This window comes from Methylobacterium aquaticum (assembly GCF_016804325.1).
Taxonomy (GTDB): domain Bacteria; phylum Pseudomonadota; class Alphaproteobacteria; order Rhizobiales; family Beijerinckiaceae; genus Methylobacterium; species Methylobacterium aquaticum_C.
Genome location: NZ_CP043627.1, coordinates 928,176 through 950,056, shown reverse-complemented (window position 1 = coordinate 950,056; position 21,881 = coordinate 928,176). Strand labels below are relative to the sequence as shown.

Genomic DNA, 21,881 nt, shown 5'->3' with positions numbered 1-21,881 from the left:
ATCTCAAGCCTGTGAGGCAGGGGAGAGAGCGCACGTGAAGCGCCGCCCCTTCGAACGGACGGACGGGGTATTCGGACATGGCGGCGCGGGAGCGTGGTGGGGTGGGTGGACGGCTGGCCGGGATGGCGCTCGCCGGCGTGTCGCTGCTGGTGCTGGTGCCGGCGGCCCAGGGTCAGACGACACTGCCGCGCGAGAAACCCGAGGCGACGCAGGGGCCCGGCGACACCGTCGCCCTGTCGATCCCGAACGGTCCGCTCGAACCGGCGCTCGTCCGCTTCACCGAGCAGGCCGGGGTCAAGCTGGTCTACGGGACCGACCTGACGCAATCCCTGACGACGACCGGCCTCGAGGGCACGTTCCAGCCCCTCGACGCCCTGCGCCGGCTCCTCGACGGGACCGGCCTGGCCTATCGCAGCGTGAGCCCCTCCACCCTCACCCTCGTCAATCCGCGCTACGCCCAGCTCGGCGGGAGCGCGGAGCAAGCCGTGCGCCTCGACGAGATCGTCGTCGAGGGCCGGCCCGCCGGGGCCCGCGCCGGGGACAGGGGGCTGCCGCCGCCGACCGGGACGGTAGGCCAGCCCCCGCCGCCCTATGCCGGCGGCCAGGTCGCGACCGGCACCCGGGTCGGCTTCCTGGGCAACCGCTCGGTGCTCACGACGCCGTTCAACGTGACCGGCTTCACCGAGAAGCTGATCGCCGACCAGCAATCCCGCACCGTCGCCGACGTGGTGCTGAACGATTCGTCCGTGCGCAACGACGCGCCGCCCTTCAGCGAGCGCGACTCGTTCTTCATCCGCGGCTTCCCGGTCACCAGCCTCGACGTCGCCTTCGACGGCCTGTTCTACCTCGCCAACCCGCGGCGCTCCTACGCGGTCGGCCTGGAGCGGATCGAGATCCTGAAGGGCCCCTCGGCGCTCATCAGCGGCGGCACCGGCCGGGTCGGCGGCACGATCAACCTGATCCCCAAGCGCGCCTACGACGAGCCGCTGACCCGGCTCACCACGACCTATCTCAGCGATTCGCAGGTCTGGACCCACGCCGATCTCGGCCGCCGCTTCGGCCCGTCGAAGGAATGGGGCGTGCGGACCAACCTGTCCTATCGCAACGGCAACACGGCGCTCGACAAGAACGCCATCGAGGTCGGCGTCGCGACGCTCGGCCTCGACTATCGCGGCGAGCGCCTGCGCGCCTCGCTCGACCTCGTCCACAACACCCAGAACGTCACCGCGCCGACCTCGCTGTTCAACGCGGTCGCGCCCGGGATCCCGATTCCGCGGGCGCCCAATCCCCGGCTCAACACGGCAAGCTCGCTCGAATACATCGACAGCCGCTACAACATGGCGGCGGGCCGGGTCGAATACGACATCCTGCCCGACATGACGGTCTACGCCGCCGGCGGCGTCAGCCGCTACAACGAGGACTTCCTGACCTCGTCCTACCGGATCACCAGCGTGACCGGCCAGGCGACCAACTCGCTCGCCATCCAGCCGCAGGAGATCTCCGGCATGACCGGCGAGGTCGGCCTGCGGGCGAAGTTCCAGACCGGCTTCATCGGCCACCAGATCAACGTCGCGGCGGTCGAGGCGGACAACCGGAACTATCGCGGCGGCTTCCTCGCCCCGACGCTGCCGGTGTTCCAGACCAACATCTACGATCCGGTCCACCTGCCCCGGGGCTCGGTCGCCACCGCCCTTCTGCCGCGCTCCGATAACGGCCGGCCGCTCTTCGCCAAGCTCGCCGTGCGCAGCGTCGGCCTCGCCGACACCCTGTCGCTCGGCGACGACCGCTTCCTGCTGACGCTGGGCGGGCGCTTCCAGCAGATCGACCAGCAGAGCTACAACACCCGCCCCGGCACGGGCTTCGGCAACCTCGCGGCGACCTACGACCAGGGTCGCTTCAGCCCGGCCCTGGCGGCGGTGTTCCGCCCGACCGACAACCTCTCGTTCTACGGCAACTACATCGAGGCGCTCGATCCCGGGCCGTCGCCGCCGCTCACCGCGGTCAACGCCAACGAGATCTTCGCCCCCGTCGTCAACCGGCAGCGGGAATTCGGCGCCAAGTACGATTTCGGCACGGTGGCGGTCACCGCCTCGCTGTTCGAGATCGAGCAGCCCAACGGCTTCACCGATCCGGGCACCAACCGGTTCTCGGTGAGCGGCCTCCAGCGCAACCGCGGCCTCGAACTGACGGCCTTCGGCGAACCGCTGCCGGGAGTGCGCCTCGTCGGCGGCGTCACCTTCCTCGACGGGCGCCTCGTCAACACCCTCAACCGCCAGTTCGACGGCAACCGCGCCCCCGGCGTCCCGGACGTCGCGTTCAACCTCTACGGCGAGGTCGACCTGCCGCCGTGGCTCGCCCCCGGCCTGACGCTGACCGGCCGCGCGATCTACACCAGCGGCCAGTTCTACAACCAGGCCAACACGCAGAGCGTGCCCGACTGGACGCGCTTCGATGCCGGCCTGCGCTACACCTTCGCGGGCGCGTCGGGAAAACCGGTGACGGTGCGGGCGATCGTCGAGAACGTCTTCGACAACGCGTACTGGGCCTCGGCCGCCCGCGGCTTCCTGGCGGTCGGGTCGCCGCGCACGGTCATCGTCTCGGCGACGATGGACTTCTGAGGGTTGGAGAGACGTCGGCCCTGAGCGTCGTACGAGGTTTCTCCTCTCCTTGCGGGCGCGGGCCGTCCGGGGAATGGAATGGCGCGGACTTCTCCCTCCCCCCTCTGCGGGGGAGGGTGGCCTGCGGAGCAGGCGCAGCGGGACGAAGTCCCGCCGAGAGGGGCAGCGCGACGCTTCGGGGCTTGGCGCCCTTCAGAACGGTTCAGTCATGTCCGGAAGCGGCGTCCCCTCTCCCGCCCGGCTCCGCCGGGCACCCTCCCCCGCAGAGGGGGGAGGGAGAATCGCGCGCCACTTTCTTCGTACATTCATCTCCTTGTCCACGATAGCACTTGAAATCGACTGAATAGCAGCGCTCATCTTTTTCATAATAATTCAAATCTACGCATGTTCGTGCAATAAACCGTCATATTTTCTTGACTCATGACTATCGCACGGGCGATAGACCCGGCCGCGATGCAAGCCCGGACGCGCTCCGCAAGGCGGCTCGGCCCCGCCCGTCACCGGGCACCACCGCCCTCACGCACGCGAAGCCCACCGGAGGCCAGAACGAGGTTTGGTCGTCATGTCCCCCAAGTCCCCGTCCCTCTCCTCCCCGCCCCCCTCGTCGCAGAGCGTCGCCGAGGCCGCGGCCTTCCGCAGCTTCGCCAACGGCTACCTGCGCGAGATCGACCCCGGCATCCCGGTGCGCCACGCGCTCGCCGACGGGCCGCCCGCTCTCTGCGTGGAATGGAACCTGCGCGGCCAGCGCGTCGCGATCCGGGCCGAGATCGTCGCGCCCTCGCTGTGCGGCGCGCAAGGGTTCGGCCGGCTCTGGACCCGCCACCTGCACGAGCCGCGCTGGCGCCCCGTCGCGCCGATGCGGGCGTTGCAGGACCTGCTCGGCGAGGCCTATGCGCGCTGCGAGGAGGCCGGCGGCGAGGGCGCCCGAGAGCGGGAACTGGAGCTGCTCGGCCGGGTGCTCGACAGCTACCGCGAGACCGCCCGCCAGCTCGACCTCGCCGCGCGTGAGCCCCGTGAGGGCACGGATTTCATCGACGCCGAGCGCGCCCTGGTCTTCGGCCACTGGCTGCACCCGACGCCGAAGAGCCGGCAGGGCCTCACCCCGTGGCAGGCGCGCACCTACGCCCCCGAGGAAGGCGGCATCTTCCGGCTCGCGGTCTTCGCCGTCGATGCGTCCCGGGTCCGGCACGATTCGGCTTTGGCCCGCTCCGCCCCGGAGATCGCCCGCGACCTCCTCGGTGCGGATGCCGCGGGCCTGCCCTTGCGCTCCGGCGAGATTGCCCTGCCGATGCACCCGCTCCAGGCCGAGGCCCTGATGCTGACGCGGCCGATCGCCGAGATGGTGGAGGCGGGGATCCTGCGCCCGCTCGGCGCCGCCGGTCCCCGCTTCACCGCGACCTCGTCGCTGCGCACCGTCTGGGCGCCGGACAGCGCCTGGATGGCGAAGTTCTCCCTGCCCGTCACCCTGACCAACTCGCTGCGGGTGAGCCGGATGGCCGAGCTGGAGGCCGGGGTCGCGGTGGCCCGCCTCCTGGCGCGCGGCGGCGCCGCGCACCCGACCTTCAAGATCATCGCCGATCCGGCCTGGATCACTTTGCACAGCCCGGGCAACCGCGAGAGCGGCTTCGAGACGGTGTTTCGCGAGAACCCGTTCCGGAACGGTGCCGAGCGCGGCATCGCGACCCTCGCGGCGCTCACCGCCGAGCCGGTACCGGGCCGCCCGTCGCGGCTCGAAACCCTGATCCGCCGCCTCGGTAGCGGCGATCCCGCCCATGCCGGCCGGACCTGGTTCAGCCTCTACCTCGACTGCATGCTGGAGCCGGTGATCGCGCTCTACGACCGGCACGGCGTCGCGCTCGAGGCCCACCAGCAGAACTCCCTTCTCGACGTTCGGGACGGCTGGCCGCGCCGCGGCTTCTACCGCGACAACCAGGGCTTCTATCTCTCGGAGGCCGCCCGGCCGCGGATCCAGGGCCTCGTGCCCGAGATCGGCACCATCGCCGCGCTGTTCTTCGACGACGACGAGATCGCCCGGCGCCTCGCCTATTACCTCGTGGTGAACCAGGTCTTCTCCGTGGTGGCCCGGATGGGCCATGACGGGATCGTCCGCGAGGAGGTGCTCCTCGACGACCTCGCCCGCCGGCTGGAGACGATCGCCCGGCGCATGACCGGTCCGGGGCGGGCCTTCGCCCGCGCGGTGCTCGACGGGCCGACGCTCTGCACCAAGGCCAACCTGCGCGTGCGCCTGGCCGATCGCGACGAGCTCGCCTCGGCGGACGGGGCCGGCACCTATGGCGAGATGCCCAACCCGCTGCGGCGGGTGCAGGCGAGCGCCCGTGTCCTGGCGTCCTGACATGCCGGAGGAGCCCGAGGATCGCGTGAAGCGGCAGCTCGCGGAGGCAGTCCTGTTCGAGGGCCTGGCCGAGGCCGCGCCGCGGGAAGCCCGGCTGCATTGGCGGCTCGGCGGGCGGCACTTCCGCGCCCTCGGCACGTTCGGCCCCTTCGGGCGCCCCCGCCTCGCCGGGCCGGTCGAGATGGCGGAGGCCGACGGAGGCTGGCGGCCGGCCCCGCTCGCCGCCCTGGTGGACGCGCTGCCGGCGATCCCGGAGAACTGCGAGCGCCTGGACCGGGAGCTCCGGCAGACGGTCGCGCTCTGCCGCTGGAATACCGAAAACCTGCCGGCGCGGGAGCGCCACACCCTGCCCTTCGCGGCGCTCGACGGCGCGATGTCGGAGGGGCACCCCTACCATCCCTGCTTCAAGGCCCGCACCGGCTTCTCCCTCGACGACCATGCCGCCTACGGGCCGGAGGCGGCCCGCGCCTTCCGCCTCGACTGGCTCGCCCTGCCCCGCGCCACGGTCGCCGCCGCGCTGCCTTGCAGCGAGGAGACGTTCTGGCGCGGGCTGCTCGGGGCGGAGTGGGACCGGCTGGTGCATCGCCTGACCGAGGCCGGCCATTCCCCCGCCTCGCACGCCGTTCTGCCGGTCCATCCGTGGCAGATGCGCCGCCTCGCGGGCGAGGAGCCCCTGCGCACTCATCTCACGGAGGGACGGGCGGTCGCCCTCGGGCCGGCCGGTCCGCGCTACCGGGCGAGCCAGTCCCTGCGCACGCTGCACGATGCCGACGACCCGCGCGCGCCGAGCGTGAAGCTGGCGATGAGCGTCGTCAGCACGTCGAGCCTGCGGATCCTCGATCCGCATTTCGTCCTGACCGCCCCGGCCCTGTCCGGCTGGCTCGCCGAGGTGGTCGCCGGCGACCCGCTGCTCGACGGGATGGCGGTGCTGCGCGAGCACGCCGCCGTGATCGCCGACCGCGACGGCCCCTTGGCCGGACGGCTGGCGGCGATCTGGCGCGAGAGCCCGGTCCTGGCACCGGGCGAGGCGGCCGTACCGTTCAACGCGCTCTGCGCGGCCGAGCCGGACGGCCGCAGCTTCGTGGCGCCGTGGCTCACGCGCTACGGTCTCCAGGCTTGGCTCGACCGGCTGGTCGAGGTCGCGGTGCTGCCGGTCTGGCATCTCCTGGTCGCGCATGGCGTGGCGCTCGAGGCGCACGGCCAGAACATGATCCTGGTGCATCGCGACGGCTGGCCCGAGCGGGTGATCCTGCGCGACTTCCACGAGAGCGCCGAATACGCGCCGGACTTCCTGCGCGACGTGCCCCCCATTCCGGATCTCGGCGCCATAGACCCGGCCCATGCCGGGCCGCCGGACGACCGCTTCCACGCCATGCGCTCGCCCGCGACCCTCGCCGAACTCGTCACCGACAGCCTGTTCGTCTTCAACCTGAGCGAGATCACCCATGGCCTCGCTCGCCGGCACTGGCTCGACGAGGCCGGGTTCTGGGAAAGCCTCGGCCGGCGCCTGCGCCGCCACGCGGCCGAGCACGGGCTGACGAACCGGCTCGCACAGCTCGCCGTGGAGGCGCCCCGCCTGCGGGTCGAGGCGCTGCTCGCCCGCAAGCTCGGGCTGGCGGAGGCGCGCTGCAGCCGCCTCGTCCCGAACGCCCTGTTTCCTTCCCTCCTGCCTTCCCTCCTGCGGACAGCATCATGATCGAGATCGACGGACGCATCCTCGCGGCGGACGAGATGGAGGCCGCCCTCGTCCATTTCACCGAACGCGCCGCCTTGCGGGGCGGCAGCGGCGAGCGGGTCGCCGCGCGCTTTCGCGACAACGCCTCGAGCCTCGCCTTCATCCTCGCCGCCCGCCGGGCCGGCGCGACGCTGCTGCCGATCCATCCGGCCCTGCCCAATGACGGCGCCCGGCGCCTCGCCGCCCGCGCCGGCTGCCACCGGATCTTCCTCGACGACCTCGATGGCGAGAACTTGGACGGAGAGAGCCTGGACGACGCGCCGCCCCCGGTGCCGGGCGAGGGGCATCTGCTCCAGATGAGTTCGGGCACGACCGGCGAGCCGAAATGCATCGCCCGGCCCTGGCAGGCGGTGGAGCGCGAGATCGCCAGCTACGTCGCGGCCTTCACCGAGCCGGAGGGCATGACGCCGGTGATCGCCTGCCCAATCACCCATTCCTACGGGCTGATCTGCGGCCTCCTCGTCGGCCTGCATCGCGGCCGGGCGCCGGTGGTGCTCGATACCGGCAACCCGCGCTACCTGCTGCGCCGCCTGCGCGAGGCCGAGCGGCCGCTGCTCTATACCTCGCCGGCCATGCTGCACACGCTCGCCCGGCTGCTGCCGGAGGACGAGCGCATCCATGCGGCGATGACCTCCGGCACCCTGCTGCCGGCGCCGTGGTTCTCCGCCATCCGGGCCCGGGTCGAGCACCTGTTCCAGCAATACGGCTGCTCGGAAACCGGCTGCATCGCGGTGAACCCGGACCTGCAGCGGGCCGACGCGATCGGCCGCCCCCTGCCCCATCACCGGGTGACCGCGGGACCAAGCGCCGAGGCGCCGGCGGAGATCGTGGTCGAGGGCGAGGCCGGCACGGTGCGGACCGGCGATCTCGGCTACCGGACGCCCGACGGCATGCTGGTCTTCGTCGCGCGCCTGAGCGACACGATCAACGTCTCGGGCCTCAACGTCTATCCGGGCGAGGTCGAGGACGTGGTGATGGCGATGCCCGGCATCACCGACGCCGTCGCCTTCGCGCGGCCCGACGCCTTCGCGGGCGAGCGGGTGACGCTTCTCTTCAGTGCCGAGGCCCGGATCGCCCCCCGCGACCTCCAGGACTGGTGCCGCCGTCTCCTCGCCGGCCACCAGGTGCCGGTCGAGACGGTGCAGGTCGCGGCGATCCCGCGCCAGGCCAACGGCAAGATCTCCCGCCGCGAGGCCGCCGCGCTCTACCGCAGCGGCGCCCTGGAGGCCGCGGAATGACTCCCGCCCCGATGAATCCCACTCTGACCCGGGACGCCGCCATCGCGGCCATCGGCACGGTGCTGCGCGAGGAGATGAACCACCCGCATCTCGACCGGTTCGGGCCCCATGCCCGGCTGAACGAGGATCTCTATCTCGATTCGGTGCAGGTGCTGCAGCTCGTCCTGTCGCTGGAGATGAGCCTCGGCCTCGCGATCCCCGAGGAGGCGATCGCCGCGAGCGACCTCGCGACCGTCTCCGACCTCGCCGGGCTGCTCGCCCGCGAGCCGGCCGTGGCGGAGGTTGTCGCCGCCGCCCCGGAGGGCGTCCACGGCGAACTGGCCTACGACCTCAAGATCCACTGCTTCGTCAGCTGCGTCTGCGACGGGCTGAAGGCGCGCGGGATCGACCACCGGCCGTTCTACGCCCTGATCTGGGACGCGGAATTCGCCATCACCGACGATTTCCGCCTCGCCTACCACTCGGACGCCCAGGACCACGAGGCATTCCGCCACTGGTTCCAACGGCTCTACGGCGTGCCGCTCCACGCCTGGTACGACCCGTCGCGGACGAAGGACGAGAACGTCGCGACCTTGCTCGAACTGCTGGCGCGGCGCGAACCGGACGAATGCATCATGGTGATGCTGGACATGTTCCACCTGCCGGAGCGGGAGAACAAGTTCAACCAGAACCCCTTCCCGCATTACCTGCTGGTGAGCCTCACCGAGGACCCGGACCTGTGGCAGGTGCGCGATCCCGACTTCCGGTGGGAAGGACGGATCGAACGCGAGCGGATGCTCAACGCCATCCGCCAGCCCAGCGTCGCCGGCGGCTACCGCTTCGATCCGGGCCTGGCCCGCCCGCCGAAGAAGGCCGATCTCGCGGCCTTCTTCGAGGCCTGCTTCATCCTCGACGCCAACCCGCTGATCGACGCGGTCCGGGCGATCGTGGCGGCCCATGCGGAGGGGCGCGGGGGGCTTACCCTCGCCGCCCTCGGCGAGGCGTTGCGCGAATTGCCGGTCATCACCATCCGCAAATGGGCCTACGAGCACGGCTTCGCCTTCTTCTGGCGCGCCCTGCGCTGGCCGGACGCCGAGTTCCAGCGCATTTGCGACGAGATCGAGGCCCTGGTGAACGGTCTCACCGCCCTGCACTACGCCGTGTTGAAGCTCGCCCGGTCGGCCGACCCGGCGCAGGTGGCGGGCCTCATGGCGAGGCTCGACGCCCTCGATGCCCTCGAATCCTCGCTCAAGCGCCAGCTCGACCGGGCCCACCGGGCGTGGGCGCAGGCGCATCTCACCGATCACCGCAGCCTCGTCGAGGAAGGATGCCTGTCATGATCCAGTCCCGCGCCGTCGTCGGCACGGCCCATGCGAGCCGCTACCTCCAGCAACTCGCCAAGCACTGGTCGCACCGGTTCGAGACCGAGTTCGATCAACACTCCGCGCGGATCGCCCTGCCCCTCGGCGAAACCCGGCTCACCGCCAGCGACGAGGCCCTGACGATCGACCTGTCGGTCCCGGACCCCGCCACCCTGCCCGACTTCCACGCCGTGATCGTCCGCCACCTCGAGCGTTTCGCCTTCCGCGAGACGCTGCGGATCGACTGGGCATGACCGGCATGGCGGACGTGACCGTGCGGGCGATGCGCGAGGAGGACGCCGCGGACCTCTACGCGCTCTACAACCAGCCGGCTTTTCGCAACGGCACGCTGGCGCTGCCGTTCGAATCCTTCGAGGCGGTCAAGGCCTGGGCGACGCCGCGCTCGCCGCGGGACGTGCACATCGTGGCAGAGATGGCCGGCCGGGTCGTGGGCGCCGCGGGGTTGCGCCCGTTCTACGGCCGGCGCGCCCACGCGGCCGAGTTCTGGATCGGCGTGAGCGAGGAGTTTTCGGGGCGCGGCATCGGCCGCCAGCTGCTGGCCGCCCTGATCGACACCGCCGACAACTGGCTCAACATCCTGCGGATCGAGATGACGGTGTTCGTCGACAATGCCCGGGCGATCGCGCTCTACGAGCGGTTCGGCTTCGTCATCGAGGGCACCCACCGGGCGGCGAGCTTCCGGGACGGGGCTTTCGTGGACGTGCATTGCATGGCGCGGCTGCGGGCGGGGACGGAGCGGTGAAGGGCTTCTGTCATCCGGTCGATCGCGCCGACGACCCGGACGTCTCGGAGTCATTCCGGGGCCGCGCAGCGGAGCCCGGAATGACGAGTTGGATGACGATGCCGGCAGCGGAACCAGACGAATTTTCGAGAGGAAACACACGGTGCCGTCGCTGAAGACCATCCGGCTCCCCATCGCCACCCTCCTCCTGGCCCTTATCCTTTCACCCCCCCTGGCCTGCCCCGCCGCCGCCGAGATCACCGTCCCGCACGCCCGCGGCCAAACCGTCCTGCCGGCGGTCCCGAAGAGGGTCGTGGTCTTCGATCTCGCCGCCCTCGACACCCTCGACACCCTCGGGATTCCCGTCCTCGGGGTGCCGGCCGGCGCGAAACCGCCCTCCCTCGCCCGGTACGACGAGCCCCGCTACCGCCGGATGGGCACGCTGTGGGAGCCCGACTACGAGGCGGTCGACGCGGCCGAGCCCGACCTGGTCGTCGTCGGCGGCCGCTCGGGGCCGCGCTACGAGGCGCTGGCGAAGATGGCGCCGACCATCGACCTGTCGAGCGACGCCGCCGATCCGCTGGGCAGCGAGCTGCGCAACATCCGCACCCTCGCCCGCCTGTTCGGCAAGGAGGCGCAAGCCGAGGAGCGGATCGCCCGGATCGAGGCCGGCATCGCGTCGATCAAGGCAAAGGCCGCTCAGGCCGGCACGGCCCTGTTCGTGCTCTCCACCGGCGGGCGGCTCAGCGCCTTCGGCCCGGGCTCGCGCTTCGGGCTGATCCACGGCGCCCTCGGCTTTAAGCCGGCCTCGCCCGATCTCGGCGCCGGCATCCACGGCCAGCCGATCTCGTTCGAGTTCATCGCCAGGACCGATCCCGACTGGCTGTTCGTCCTCGACCGGGACGCCGCGATCGGGGTGCGCGGCCAGCCGGCGCGCCAACTGCTCGACAACGCGCTGGTCCGGCAGACCAAGGCCTGGCGCAAGGGCCAGGTCGTCTATGTCGACGGCGCCAACTGGTACCTCGCCGCCGGGGGCTTGCGGTCGCTCCAGGCGACGATCGATCCGATTGCCGCCGCCCTCGACGGCGCCCGCTGACGATGGCCTCGCGCCTCCTCCTCCCGGTTGCCCTCGCCCTCCCGCTCCTCGCCGCCGCCAGCCTGCTCGTCGGCGTCGGCGATGCGGGCGGCCCCGAGATCCTGCTGGCGAGCCGGGTGCCGCGCACCCTGGCGCTGGTCCTCGCCGGGCCGGCATGGCGGTGGCGGGCGTCATCATGCAGCTCGTGGCGCAGAACCGCTTCGTCGAGCCCTCCACCGCCGGCACGGCGGAATCGGCGACGTTCGGCATGCTGCTCGTCACGCTCCTCGCCCCCGATGCGCCGGTCGTCGTAAAGATGCTGGCCGCGACCGCGAGCGCGCTCGCCGGCACGTTCCTGTTCCTGCGGGTCCTGCGCGCCATGCCCCTGCGCGCCCGGCTGACGGTTCCGCTCGTCGGGATCATGCTGGGCGGCATCGTCGGGGCGGCCTCGACCTTCGTCGCCCTGCGCACCGACATGCTGCAATTCCTCGGCACCTGGCAGGCCGGCGACTTCTCGACCGTCCTGCGCGGGCGCTACGAGCTCCTGTGGCTCGCGGCCGTCCTTACCCTCGTCGCCTATGCCACCGCCGACCGCATCACCATCGCGGGGCTCGGCCGCGACGCCGCGATCAATCTCGGGCTCGATCACCGCCGGGTCGTCGCCGGCGCCGTCACCCTCGTGGCGATGATCACCGCGGTGACGATCGCCACGGTGGGGGCGATCCCGTTCCTCGGCCTCGTGGTGCCCAACCTCGTCGCGATGGCGGCGGGCGACAACCTGCGCCGCTCCCTGCCGCTGGTAGCCTTGGCCGGCGCCGGGCTGCTCCTTCTCTGCGACGTGCTCGGGCGGGTGATCCGCTATCCCTACGAGATCCCGGTCGGCACCGTGATGGGGGTGGTCGGCAGCGCCGTGTTCCTCGCCCTCCTGCTGCGCCCGGGCGCCCGCCATGCGTGACGGGTTCGCGGCCGCGCGCCTGCGCCCCGCCGCCATCCTGGCGCTCCTGGCGCTGGCTGCCGTGGCCATCGCCGTCGCCTTCATGACGGTGGGGGCCAACGGCCGCTGGGGCTTCGTGCTGCCGTTCCGCGGCACCAAGCTCGCCTCCCTCGTCCTCGTCGGGTGCGCCGTCGCCACCGCGACGGTCCTGTTCCAGACCGTCTCGGGCAACCGCATCCTGACGCCGGCGATCATGGGCTTCGACGAGCTCTACCGCCTGATCCAGACCGGGATCGTCGTGGCGGTCGGCACCGTGGGCGTCAGCGATCCGCGCCTGCGCTTCCTCGCCGAGACCGGCGCGATGATGCTGTTCGCGCTCCTGCTCTATCGCGGGCTGCTGAACCGGACCGGGCGCAGCCTGAACCTGCTCCTCCTCGTCGGCGTGGTCTGCGGCACGTTCTTTCGCAGCCTGTCGCAGGTCCTGCAGCGGTTGCTCGATCCGAACCAGTTCGTCGTCCTGCAGACGAGCTTACTCGCCAACTTCAACACCATCCACCCGGAGCTGCTGGCGCTCGCCGCCCTCGGCCTGACTGTTGCGGGATCGTTGGCCTGGCGGCTCTCGGGGACGCTCGACGTGCTGCTGCTGGGCCGGGACGAGGCCATCGCGCTCGGGATCGACCACCGGCGGACCCTCGACCGCGTCCTCGTCCTCGTCGCGCTGCTAGTCTCGATCTCGACGGCTTTGGTCGGGCCGGTGACCTTCCTCGGCCTCCTCGTCGCGAACCTCGCCTACCGGGTGATGCCGAGCTACCGCCACGCCGTCGTGCTGCCGGCCGCCGCGCTGATCGCCGCGATCACGCTCGTCGGCGGCCAGTTGGTGCTGGAGCGGGTCTTTTCCCTCAACGCCGCCCTGTCGATCGTGATCGAGTTCCTGGGCGGCCTCACCCTCCTGGTTCTCCTCGCGAGACGCGCCCGATGATCGAGACGCCATGATCGTGACACAGGACCTCACGCGCCGCTACGGCGACACCGTCGTGGTGGACGGCGTCTCCCTGCGCCTGCCGGAGCGCGCCTTCGTCTCGGTGATCGGCGCGAACGGCGCCGGCAAGTCGAGCTTCCTCTCGATGGTCAGCCGGCTCCTGCCGCCGAGCGCCGGCCGGGCCTTCGTCGACGGCCTCGACGTGGGCACGACCCCCGGCGACGTCCTGGCCAAACGCCTCGGCATCCTGCGCCAGGAGCACGGCGTCACCGCGCGGGTGACGATCCGCGACCTCGTCGCCTTCGGGCGCTATCCCCATTCCAAGGGCCGGCTGACCCCCGCCGACCACGCCCACATCGCCGACGCGCTCGCCTTCCTCGACCTGGAGCCCCTCGCCGACCGCTTCCTCGACGAGGTCTCGGGCGGGCAGCGCCAGCGCGCCTACATCGCCATGGTGCTGGCCCAGGACACCGACTGCATCCTGCTCGACGAGCCCCTGAACAACCTCGACATGCGCCACGCCGCCAGCATGATGGGCCTGCTGCGCCGGGCGGTGGACGAGCGCGGCCGCACCATCGTGGCGGTGCTCCACGACATCAACTTCGCGTCCTGCTACTCGGACCGGATCGTGGCGATGCGCGACGGCCGGGTGGTCGCCGTCGGCCCGCCCGAGGAGATCGTGACCCCCGACGTGCTGCGCGCCGTCTACGGGATCGACGTCGAGGTGGTGACGGTCCGGGGCTACCGGACCGTGTTCTTCTACCGCTGATCCGCGCGGCCGCGCCCCGCGGCCGGCCCCTGCCCGACGCCCGAGATGGCCGCCGCCAGGGCGACCCGGTCCGGCACGTCCTCTTCCGAGCCCCACCAGATCGTCTCGCCGCTGGCCATCCGGGCGAAGCGGGCCTGCCCGCGGATTCCGACTTCGACGACCCGCCCGGGCCGCCCCGACTTGCGCTCGATCACCATGGCTGCCGCTCCCGCGCCCCACCACCGAACGCCGCTCCCGGCCTCCGGTTCGAGCGCGGCCGTACGGAACGCGGGCGCCCGTGCCGACGGACCGTCCGGGGCCGACGCAATCTTGCCATTTCATTTGTTCCGACCCGGGCGAAACCTGGTGTTTCCGGTCTTTGCAAGCTTAATCCCCATGAAATCGGGCGGCCGGCCGCTTTTATCGGAGGGTTCATCGGTTGTGCCGGTTGACCCTGGCACGGCGGGCGCCCATCACAGGACGGGTTGGTATTTTTGGAAGAAAAAAATGGACGACGCAGTCTCCCTCACCTCTCCGATGATCGAGCTGACGAGCGACATCGTCGGCGCCTACGTCTCGAACAATAACGTTCCGGTCGCAGATCTGCCCGGCCTGATTGCATCGATACACGCAACGCTGGTCGGCCTCGACCAGCCGGCGCCGGAGCCGGTGGAGGACCACAAGGTCACGTCCGCCCAGATCCGGAAATCCGTGACGCCGGACCACATCACGAGCTTTCTCGACGGCAAGCAGTACAAGAGCCTGAAGCGGCACCTCACCACCCGCGGCTACACGCCGGACGAGTACCGCCAGAAGTTCGGCCTGCCCTTCGACTACCCGATGGTGGCGGCGAGCTACGCGGCCCAGCGCTCCGAACTCGCCAAGAGCCTCGGCCTCGGCCAGATCCGGCGCGAGCGCGCCGCGGCCCAGCGGGCCCAGGCCGAGACGAAGGCCGAGCCCGCCACCCCGGCCCGCCGCGGCCGGCCGCGCAAGTCGGACGCCTGAGCCCCTGTCGCGGACGCGGCCGCCGGTTTCATGACGAGAACCGGCGAGACCATTGGACATTGAGCGCTGAGTTGTGTCCCGCCGACGGATCTCGAACCCACTCCGCCATTCCGGGACTGCGAAAGCGGGGCTCGGAATGACGAGGAGTGTGTCGAGACTGTCGCGCAAGACGAACGGCCTTTGATCGGCATGTGAAGGGCTCCCCTGCCCGTCGGACACACCGCCCCCACCGCTTCCGCGCTTGGCGCGCCCTCCCCGGCCGGTCCATCCTCGCCGATGCGACGAGACCGCGGGGATGACGGCTCTCGGGAGGACATGCGGATGCCGGCTCACGACACCACGCCCTATCGGACGCAGAACTGGACGGTGACGAAGCCGGTCACGTCGGGCCGGAACGGGATCGTGGTGGCGCAGAACCGCGGGGCCGCCGAGGTCGGCGCGGCGATCCTGGAAGCCGGCGGCAACGCCGCCGATGCCGCCGTCGCCACCGCCTTCACGCTGGCGGCGGTCGAGCCCTGGAACAGCGGGCTCGGCGGCATCGGCTTTGCTCTGGTGCTGCCGGCCGGCGCCGCGCGGGCGACGGTCGTCGATTTCGGGCCGGTCTCGAGCCGCAACACGCGAGGGACCGACTATCCCCTCACCGGCGGCGAGAAGCGCGACCTGTTCACCTGGCCCGAGGTTACGGGCGACCGCAACGTCCACGGGCCGCTCTCGTTCTGCATCCCCTCGGCGGTCGCAGGCTATGCCGCGCTGCACGAGAGGTTCGGAACCCGCCTCCCGGTTGCGGAGCTGCTGGCGCCCGCCATCGCGCTGGCGCGGCGGGGCCTCGCCCTGGACTGGTTCACCACCCTCAAGGTCGCCTCCTCGGCCTCGGTGCTACGGCTCTACGAGGAGAGCGCGCGGATCTATCTGCCGGACGGCCTGCCGCCGGTGCCGCCCTACCAGGGCGCTCCCGGCTTCCGGCCGCTCGGCCGCTTGGCCGAGACGCTGGAGCGGCTGGCCGGCGGCGGCCTCGGCGACTTCTACGAGGGCGGGATCGCCCGCGACCTCGCCGCCGACATCGCGGCCCTCGGCGGCGTGATCGACCGGGACGACCTGGCCGGCTGCCGCGCCACCTTGCGCGACGCGCCGACCCTCGCCTGGCGCGGCGACTACGTCGTCCACCATGCGGGCGGGCTCACCGCCGCGCCGACGCTCGCCGAGGTCGTCGCCGGCATGGCGGATGTCGGTCTCCCACCCTCCGGTCCGGACGCCGCCTGGTTTTCCACGCTCTCGACGGTGATGCGGGAGGCCTATGCCCGTCGCCTCGCGGGCTTGGGCGCGGCGGCGCAGGAGCCCGGCGACACCTGCACGACGCATCTCACGGTCGTCGACCGGGACGGGATGCTGGTGTCGCTGACGACGACGCTGCTCTCCTCGATGGGCAGCCGGGTCGTGCTGCCGACGACCGGCGTTCTGATGAACAACGGCGTGATGTGGTTCGATCCCCGCCCCGGCAGCGCCAACCCGATCGCCGCGGGCGCACGCCCGCTCTGCAACATGTGCCCGGTCATCGTCACGCCACGGACGGGCGACGGCCCGCGCCTCGCCGCCGGCGCCTCGGGCGGGCGGCGCATCCTGGCGAGCGTCTACCAGACCCTCGCCTACCTGCTCGATTTCGGCATGGAGGCGGGCGCGGCGGCCCACGCGCCGCGCATCGACGTCTCGGGCCCGGACGGCACCACGGCGGATGCCCGCCTCCCCCCGGAAATCCGCGCTGCCCTCGCGGCGGCGGGCCCGCTCGCGGTGGTGGAGCACGGCGTCCTGCCGATCAACTTCGCCTGCCCCAACTTCGTCAGCGTCGCGGGCGGCGAAGCCACGGGCTGCAGCGACGCCGCCTCGCCGTGGTCGGCGGCCGTGGCGGCGGGGTAGAGCTGGCATCCCCCGAGAGACGGCCGTCGGCCCCGCCTGTCCCGTGTGGACGGGCGGCAAGCGTCCTGCTACCACGTCATTCGGTCAGGCCCCGTAGCTCAGCTGGATAGAGCAGCCGCCTTCTAAGCGGCAGGTCGTAGGTTCGAGCCCTACCGGGGTCGCCAATATTTTCAATGGTTTAGCGGCGAGCTGGCTCGCCGCCGCCACAGCTAGGACAGCCTGAGGACAGCTTTGGTCCCGGGTCCGCTGATTCATGCCAGGAGCGACGGTGAAGCGGGATTGGGGTTTTGCCGTCCCGGAAGGTCGATGCAGCCGTCGGGATCCTTCGCTTGGCGGCCAGGCGTCACCCAAGGGTGGACGACCTTAGACGGTAGAATGGAACGTCGGGCGTCAGCCTCATGGCGTCGCCTCGCTCCTCAGCCTTCCTCTCGATCGTTGCCGAGGATCCGATCCACAGCCAGGGACGCTGCTCTCAACCTGTCGCGAACATCGACAAGCACCGCGGCGGTGGCGACGTCGTGTCGATGCGCCAGGATCAGAAATACGAACAGTACCTCGTTGGAGCGCTCGACCAGCGAGACGAGGTGTTCCCCGCTCGGAGCGAAACGTCCGGCCAACCAGTTCTTCGCCGCGCGCTCGCTGGCGCCAGTCCATTGCGCCACTGTCTTCACCGCGGCGTGTGAGTTGCCGAGCTCCCTCCGCAGGGCCTTGGCGATCTCCGTCGCGACCGTGCCTTCCGAAACGGGATGGCGGCCCCCGCCGACTGGAAACTTATTGCTCTCTTTCGGAAACGACATTCCCAACCTCCTGTCAGTAGGTTCGGGATGAGAGAAGCTTACGGCTTCCAAGATGCGATCGCATAGTAAGCCGTGCTAACGAGGATCGTTGTTTGAGGACGACCGGTAAAGACGCCCTGGACGGTCGTGGTCGCCGCAGGCCCAAGCCGGCGGTGGCTTACGTGCGCATGTCGACCGAGCCGCAGACGTTCTCGCCAGAGAACCAGCTCGCCTTCATTCGTCGCTTCGCCGAGGAGCACGGATTCGAGATCCTCCGGGTCTACGAGGATGCCGGACGCAGCGGCTTGACGCTGGAGGGACGCGATTCCCTGCGCCGGTTACTGTCCGAGGTCGAGGGTGGCCGAGCGGACTTCGAGGCGATCCTGGTCTACGACGTGAGCCGCTGGGGCCGGTTCCAGGATGCTGACGAGGGCGCCTACCACGAGCACGTCTGCCGCCGCGCCGGCATCACGGTCCACTACTGCGCCGAGCAGTTCGACAACGACGGCAGCATCGGCTCGACGCTCCTCAAGACGGTCAAGCGCCTGATGGCCGGCGAGTACAGCCGGGACCTGTCGGTCAAGGTCTTCGCCGGGCAGTGCCGCCTGATCGAGAAGGGATTTCGGCAGGGCGGGATGGCGGGGTACGGACTGCGCCGCCTGATGGTCGACGAGCACGGCGCCGCCAAGACCGAGCTGCGCCTCGGCGAGCGCAAGAGCCTCCAGACCGATCGGGTCATCCTGGTGCCGGGCCCCGAGGCCGAGGTGGCGACCGTCCGGCGCATCTACGCCCTCTTCCTCTCCGGCGAGCCGGAGCGCGAGATCGCGGACAGGCTGAACGGCGAGGGGGCCGGACCGACCTCGGGTGCCCATGGACGCGCGGGACGGTGCATCAGGTGCTGACGAACCCGAAGTACGTCGGCGACAACGTCTACAACCGGGTCTCCAACAAGCTGAAGCAGCGCCGGGTCGTGAACCCGCCAGGCCTGTGGGTGGTCGCGAAGGGGGCCTTCGAGCCGGTCGTGGCGAGCGACGTCTTCGAGAAGGCGCGCGCGATTGTCGAGGATCGCAGCCGCCGCTACGACGACGCGGAGCTGCTCGAACTGCTGGCGCGGCTGCTGGAGGCGGCGGGCGCCTTGTCGAGCTTGGTCATCGACGAGCGCGAGGACATGCCGTCGAGCAGCGTCTACCGGCGCCGCTTCGGCAGCCTCCTGCGCGCCTACCGGCTGGTGGGCTACACCCCGGATCGCGACTATCGATACCTGGAGGAGAACCGGCGCCTCAGGGCCCTGCATCCCGAGGTGGTCGGCTCCGTGGTCGAGGGTCTGGAACGCGTCGGCGGCACGGTCGACCGCGACCCTGCGACGGACCTCCTCGGCGTCAACGGCGAGTTCACGGCCTCCATCGTCATTGCCCGCCATCGCAGCACCGCCGCGGGATCGTCCCGGTGGCGCCTGCGGCTCGATGCGGGTCTCGCGCCGGACTTCACCGTCGCGGTCCGCATGAATCCGGGCAACGAGACCCCGCTGGACTACTACGTCCTTCCGAGCATCGACATGACCGAGCCGCGGCTGCGCCTCGCCGAGCGCAACGGGTTCTCCCTCGACGGCTACCGGTTTGACGACCTCGACTTCTTCTACTCGCTCGCCAAGCGGGCCAGCTTCACGGAGGCCGCGTGATGGAACGGGTCACCAAGCGCGTCGTCATGATCCCGGTCGACCGGATCACGGTGCTCAACCCGCGGTCGCGCGAGAAGCGGCGCTTCCAGGAGATCGTGGAGAACATCGGCAGGGTTGGCCTGAAACGCCCGATCACCGTCAGGCGTGTCCCGTCCAAAGATGGCCAGGAGGCCTACGGCGTCGTCTGCGGCGAGGGGCGCCTGCGGGCGTGCATCGAGCTCGGCCAGACGGAGATCCCCGCCGTCGTGGTCGATGCGAGCGAGCAGGACTGCCTGGTGATGGGCCTGGTCGAGAACTGCGCGCGTCGCCAGCATCGCCCGGTCGACCTGCTCCACGACATCGGGACCCTCCGCAAGCGCGGCTACAACGACGCTGAGATCGCGACGAAGGTCGGCTGCACGCAACAATGGGTCAACATGATCGGCAGCTTGATCGAGCGGGGCGAGGAACGCCTCCTGTCGGCCGTCGAGACTGGGATCCTGCCGATCAGCGTGGCCATCGAGATCGCGAAGGCCGACGAAGCGGGGGAGCAGGCCCTCCTGGCGCAGGCATACGCGGAGAAGAAGCTGTCGGGCGGGAAACTGGTGAAGGCGCGCCTCCTGCTCGAAGCCCGCCGGAAGCGGGGCCGCGAGGTCGACAACAACGCTTTCGGACGCAAGGAACCCCCACGGTCCCCAACATCACCGACCGCGCTGCTCCGCATCTTTCAGCAAGAGGCCGATCGTGAGAGGGTCCTCGTTAAGAAGGCGGAGCTCACGCAATCTCGCTTGATGTTCATTGTCGAGGCCATGCGTAAGCTTCGAGGGGACCAAGCCTTCGTGCAGTTGCTGCAGGCCGAGAGGCTGGATGCGATGCCGGCCGACCTAGAGGCCCGCGTGGCCGGGAGGACGTCATGAGCGAGAGGCGGCGACAATCAGTGAGCCTCGGGTTCGAGCCGGGGATCGTGGTTGTGCCGATCGCCTCGCTGATGCCGGTGAAGATCCTCAGGCCGACCCTGAGGGCGAGCCTCGCGTACGCGCAGATCGCGCAGTCCATCCGAGAGATCGGCGTAGTCGAGCCCCCCGTGATATCGAGGGACGCGGCGGCCCCGGGGCGCTACCTCCTGCTCGACGGCCACGTCCGGGTGGAGGTGCTGAAGGACGAGGGGGCGACCGAGGTGGAATGCATCGTCTCCAAGGACGACGAGGCGTACACCTACAACCGCCACCTCAACCGCCTCACCCCCGTGATGGCGCGGGCGATGATCGTCCGCACGATTGAGCGCGGCGTGCCTCAGGAGAAGATCGCCGCCGCGCTTCGGATGGACGTTGTGAGCATCCAGCGCCGCGTGAAGATGCTGGATGGGATATGCGATGAGGTGGTAACCCAGCTGACGGACCGGCACTGCCCGCTGGCCGTCTTCGACATCCTTCGGAAGATGAAGCCCTTGCGGCAGATGGCCGTCGCTGACCTCATGGTCCAGCACAACAACTTCAGCGTGGCCTACGCATCGGCGATCCTCGCTGGGACGCCTCAGGCGGACCTCGTCTCTGGGGCGAAATCCAAGCCGAAGGGCGTGAGCCCGGCGGCGATGGCCCGGATGGAGCGGGAGCTGGAGAACCTGCAGATGTCCATGGGCGCGATCCAAGATTCCTTCAGCCGGGACAACCTCCACCTGACGGTGGCCAAGGGCTACCTCGCGAAGCTCCTCGCCAACCGGCAAGTGCACCACTTCCTCGCCACCCGGCATCCCGAGCTGCTCGAACCGTTCCAGGCAATCGCTGAGGTCACGTCGACCTTGCCCGAGGGCGAGGCGGCCTGAGGTTGAGCCGCGGGGGCGCACCGCCTCCGCGTGCTCATTTGCGCGGCGGCAGCCCCCGTTCGCGCCGTGGCTCGCGCTTCGATGGCCGACGCCGAGACCATGCCGCTGGGCACCGGTCCGCTAACATCGGTCGCCAAGGGACAGCAAAACAGCTTGCTGTCATGCTGTCCGATATGTGCCGTCGGGCGGATCTACACGGTAACCCGTCCTTGAAGATGAGCTGGCAAGCCAGCATGCTGTTGATGCAGCGAGAACGACGCATGCCTCGGTCGAACGGCATTCCGGCCGGGGATCCAGAGCCGAACGCCAAGCGGAAGGTCATGGTCTACGTCCCAGCCGGGGTGCACCGGGCGATGCGGCAGGCCGCCCTGGATGATGGGGAGCGATCCACCAGCGACGTCTACGTCGAGGCCGCCCGGGCCTTCCTGGCGAGCCGAGGAGTTGCGATCGAGGAGGGGGGCGCCGACGGCGTTCCGGCGATCGATCCTGCGCCATCGATCGCGGGCCTCGTCGTGGCCATCGAGGGACTGGGGAGGCGCGTCGAGGAAGCGTTGGAGCGCGGTGCCGCCCCCGACCTACCGAGGGGCAACTGGCCGGGACCCGTTCGGCCGAGGCGATGCGAGCGGTGCTGCAGGCCCTGAAGGAGGCCGAGACGGACGGCCTCTCCCATCGCGAACTCTCGGACGCGGTACGGGGGCTCGGCATCAAATCGGGAGCCGAGGAGACCGCGAAGGCTGTCCTGCGCGCGGCCGGCCTGGTCCGCCGCGAGGGACGACGCTGGTACCTCAATGGGTCGGGCCGGGACGAGTGAGGGGGCTGGTCGCACCGGTCGGGAAGGCCCGAAGGTTCCCCCGCCACCATATAATGTGCTCCCGACCGTGCGCCCGACGTCAGGCGCACGCGGCCCAATAATTGGCCCTGGTTGGGCCGGGAGCCCTCCGTTTGCCG

Annotated in this window: 20 protein-coding genes, 1 tRNA gene and 1 pseudogene; 20 read left to right on the top strand and 2 right to left on the bottom strand. The window is 70.6% G+C overall.

What is annotated here, in order from left to right; translation table 11 throughout:
- Window positions 1–101: 101 nt before the first annotated feature.
- The 11 genes and pseudogenes from F1D61_RS04185 to F1D61_RS04135 all read left to right on the top strand — a co-directional run bounded on the left by F1D61_RS04185 (window position 102) and on the right by F1D61_RS04135 (window position 13,783).
- Window positions 102–2,618, top strand: coding sequence for a TonB-dependent siderophore receptor (locus F1D61_RS04185; protein WP_432443204.1), 2,517 nt, complete (start codon window positions 102–104; stop codon window positions 2,616–2,618).
- A 562-nt stretch (window positions 2,619–3,180) separates the two neighbouring features.
- The gene (locus tag F1D61_RS04180) at window positions 3,181–4,971 is read left to right on the top strand and encodes an IucA/IucC family protein (protein ID WP_203156636.1); all 1,791 of its coding nucleotides are present in this window, start codon (window positions 3,181–3,183) and stop codon (window positions 4,969–4,971) included.
- Window positions 4,955–6,667, top strand: coding sequence for an IucA/IucC family protein (locus tag F1D61_RS04175; protein WP_246775704.1), 1,713 nt, complete (start codon window positions 4,955–4,957; stop codon window positions 6,665–6,667). The genes F1D61_RS04180 and F1D61_RS04175 overlap by 17 nt, the downstream gene beginning before the upstream one ends.
- Window positions 6,664–7,944, top strand: a complete 1,281-nt coding sequence (locus F1D61_RS04170; RefSeq protein WP_203156635.1) for an AMP-binding protein — start codon at window positions 6,664–6,666, stop codon at window positions 7,942–7,944. Before F1D61_RS04175 ends, F1D61_RS04170 begins: the two co-directional genes overlap by 4 nt.
- Window positions 7,941–9,263, top strand: coding sequence for a DUF6005 family protein (locus tag F1D61_RS04165; protein ID WP_432443203.1), 1,323 nt, complete (start codon window positions 7,941–7,943; stop codon window positions 9,261–9,263). Before F1D61_RS04170 ends, F1D61_RS04165 begins: the two co-directional genes overlap by 4 nt.
- Window positions 9,260–9,538 (top strand): DUF2218 domain-containing protein, encoded by a 279-nt coding sequence (locus F1D61_RS04160; protein ID WP_203156634.1) that lies wholly within the window; start codon window positions 9,260–9,262, stop codon window positions 9,536–9,538. Before F1D61_RS04165 ends, F1D61_RS04160 begins: the two co-directional genes overlap by 4 nt.
- The gene (locus F1D61_RS04155; RefSeq protein ID WP_246775703.1) at window positions 9,535–10,047 is read left to right on the top strand and encodes a GNAT family N-acetyltransferase; all 513 of its coding nucleotides are present in this window, start codon (window positions 9,535–9,537) and stop codon (window positions 10,045–10,047) included. Before F1D61_RS04160 ends, F1D61_RS04155 begins: the two co-directional genes overlap by 4 nt.
- A 151-nt stretch (window positions 10,048–10,198) precedes the next feature.
- Window positions 10,199–11,122, top strand: coding sequence for a siderophore ABC transporter substrate-binding protein (locus F1D61_RS04150; RefSeq protein WP_246775923.1), 924 nt, complete (start codon window positions 10,199–10,201; stop codon window positions 11,120–11,122).
- A 2-nt stretch (window positions 11,123–11,124) separates the two neighbouring features.
- Window positions 11,125–12,056, top strand: a pseudogene (locus F1D61_RS04145) (ABC transporter permease).
- Window positions 12,049–13,014, top strand: a complete 966-nt coding sequence (locus tag F1D61_RS04140) for an iron chelate uptake ABC transporter family permease subunit (protein ID WP_203156633.1) — start codon at window positions 12,049–12,051, stop codon at window positions 13,012–13,014. Before F1D61_RS04145 ends, F1D61_RS04140 begins: the two are co-directional and overlap by 8 nt.
- 10 nt (window positions 13,015–13,024) lie before the next feature.
- Complete coding sequence (locus F1D61_RS04135; protein WP_203156632.1) at window positions 13,025–13,783, top strand: iron ABC transporter ATP-binding protein; 759 nt, start codon at window positions 13,025–13,027, stop codon at window positions 13,781–13,783.
- Here F1D61_RS04135 and F1D61_RS04130 read toward each other — a convergent pair.
- The gene (locus F1D61_RS04130) at window positions 13,774–13,980 is read right to left on the bottom strand and encodes a hypothetical protein (RefSeq protein WP_203156631.1); all 207 of its coding nucleotides are present in this window, start codon (window positions 13,978–13,980) and stop codon (window positions 13,774–13,776) included. The two genes, F1D61_RS04135 and F1D61_RS04130, sit on opposite strands and share 10 nt — an antisense overlap.
- Window positions 13,981–14,269: 289 nt before the next feature.
- Here F1D61_RS04130 and F1D61_RS04125 point away from each other — a divergent pair, with 289 nt between their 5' ends.
- The 3 genes from F1D61_RS04125 to F1D61_RS04115 all read left to right on the top strand — a co-directional run bounded on the left by F1D61_RS04125 (window position 14,270) and on the right by F1D61_RS04115 (window position 16,842).
- Window positions 14,270–14,767 carry a MucR family transcriptional regulator gene (locus F1D61_RS04125; protein ID WP_203156630.1) on the top strand — a complete coding sequence of 166 codons (498 nt, stop codon included), beginning with the start codon at window positions 14,270–14,272 and terminating at the stop codon, window positions 14,765–14,767.
- Between the two features lie 321 nt (window positions 14,768–15,088).
- Entirely contained in the window at window positions 15,089–16,678 is a 1,590-nt protein-coding gene (locus F1D61_RS04120; protein WP_203156629.1) for a gamma-glutamyltransferase, read from the top strand.
- Between the two features lie 87 nt (window positions 16,679–16,765).
- Window positions 16,766–16,842 (top strand) — tRNA-Arg (locus tag F1D61_RS04115).
- 252 nt (window positions 16,843–17,094) lie between these two features.
- Here the strand turns inward: F1D61_RS04115 and F1D61_RS04110 are convergent.
- A complete protein-coding gene (locus F1D61_RS04110; protein ID WP_203156628.1) occupies window positions 17,095–17,475 on the bottom strand; it encodes a hypothetical protein in 381 nt (126 codons plus the stop codon).
- 167 nt (window positions 17,476–17,642) lie between these two features.
- Here F1D61_RS04110 and F1D61_RS34970 point away from each other — a divergent pair, with 167 nt between their 5' ends.
- From F1D61_RS34970 to F1D61_RS04085, 6 genes are all read left to right on the top strand, one after another.
- Entirely contained in the window at window positions 17,643–18,356 is a 714-nt protein-coding gene (locus F1D61_RS34970) for a recombinase family protein (protein WP_348649425.1), read from the top strand.
- Complete coding sequence (locus tag F1D61_RS34965) at window positions 18,350–19,132, top strand: recombinase family protein (RefSeq protein WP_348649424.1); 783 nt, start codon at window positions 18,350–18,352, stop codon at window positions 19,130–19,132. Before F1D61_RS34970 ends, F1D61_RS34965 begins: the two co-directional genes overlap by 7 nt.
- The gene (locus F1D61_RS04100) at window positions 19,132–20,028 is read left to right on the top strand and encodes a plasmid partitioning protein RepB C-terminal domain-containing protein (protein WP_246775702.1); all 897 of its coding nucleotides are present in this window, start codon (window positions 19,132–19,134) and stop codon (window positions 20,026–20,028) included. The genes F1D61_RS34965 and F1D61_RS04100 overlap by 1 nt, the downstream gene beginning before the upstream one ends.
- Window positions 20,025–20,933: a plasmid partitioning protein RepB C-terminal domain-containing protein gene (locus F1D61_RS04095; protein WP_203156627.1), complete on the top strand. Its 909-nt coding sequence runs from the start codon at window positions 20,025–20,027 to the stop codon at window positions 20,931–20,933. Before F1D61_RS04100 ends, F1D61_RS04095 begins: the two co-directional genes overlap by 4 nt.
- 260 nt (window positions 20,934–21,193) lie before the next feature.
- Window positions 21,194–21,574 (top strand): hypothetical protein, encoded by a 381-nt coding sequence (locus tag F1D61_RS04090; protein ID WP_203156626.1) that lies wholly within the window; start codon window positions 21,194–21,196, stop codon window positions 21,572–21,574.
- Complete coding sequence (locus F1D61_RS04085; RefSeq protein ID WP_203156625.1) at window positions 21,559–21,744, top strand: hypothetical protein; 186 nt, start codon at window positions 21,559–21,561, stop codon at window positions 21,742–21,744. The genes F1D61_RS04090 and F1D61_RS04085 overlap by 16 nt, the downstream gene beginning before the upstream one ends.
- Window positions 21,745–21,881 lie beyond the last annotated feature (137 nt).

Bases quoted from the DNA above. Each gene is read 5' to 3' on its own strand.
- F1D61_RS04090 (WP_203156626.1), top strand. From the start codon at position 21,194: ATGCCTCGGTCGAACGGCATTCCGGCCGGGGATCCAGAGCCGAACGCC.
- F1D61_RS04110 (WP_203156628.1), bottom strand. From the start codon at position 17,475: ATGTCGTTTCCGAAAGAGAGCAATAAGTTTCCAGTCGGCGGGGGCCGC.
- F1D61_RS34970 (WP_348649425.1), top strand. From the start codon at position 17,643: ATGTCGACCGAGCCGCAGACGTTCTCGCCAGAGAACCAGCTCGCCTTC.
- F1D61_RS04165 (WP_432443203.1), top strand. From the start codon at position 7,941: ATGACTCCCGCCCCGATGAATCCCACTCTGACCCGGGACGCCGCCATC.
- F1D61_RS04130 (WP_203156631.1), bottom strand. From the start codon at position 13,980: ATGGTGATCGAGCGCAAGTCGGGGCGGCCCGGGCGGGTCGTCGAAGTC.
- F1D61_RS04160 (WP_203156634.1), top strand. From the start codon at position 9,260: ATGATCCAGTCCCGCGCCGTCGTCGGCACGGCCCATGCGAGCCGCTAC.
- F1D61_RS04155 (WP_246775703.1), top strand. From the start codon at position 9,535: ATGACCGGCATGGCGGACGTGACCGTGCGGGCGATGCGCGAGGAGGAC.
- F1D61_RS04170 (WP_203156635.1), top strand. From the start codon at position 6,664: ATGATCGAGATCGACGGACGCATCCTCGCGGCGGACGAGATGGAGGCC.
- F1D61_RS04100 (WP_246775702.1), top strand. From the start codon at position 19,132: ATGGAACGGGTCACCAAGCGCGTCGTCATGATCCCGGTCGACCGGATC.
- F1D61_RS04180 (WP_203156636.1), top strand. From the start codon at position 3,181: ATGTCCCCCAAGTCCCCGTCCCTCTCCTCCCCGCCCCCCTCGTCGCAG.
- F1D61_RS04095 (WP_203156627.1), top strand. From the start codon at position 20,025: ATGAGCGAGAGGCGGCGACAATCAGTGAGCCTCGGGTTCGAGCCGGGG.
- F1D61_RS04120 (WP_203156629.1), top strand. From the start codon at position 15,089: ATGCCGGCTCACGACACCACGCCCTATCGGACGCAGAACTGGACGGTG.
- F1D61_RS04125 (WP_203156630.1), top strand. From the start codon at position 14,270: ATGGACGACGCAGTCTCCCTCACCTCTCCGATGATCGAGCTGACGAGC.
- F1D61_RS04135 (WP_203156632.1), top strand. From the start codon at position 13,025: ATGATCGTGACACAGGACCTCACGCGCCGCTACGGCGACACCGTCGTG.
- F1D61_RS04140 (WP_203156633.1), top strand. From the start codon at position 12,049: ATGCGTGACGGGTTCGCGGCCGCGCGCCTGCGCCCCGCCGCCATCCTG.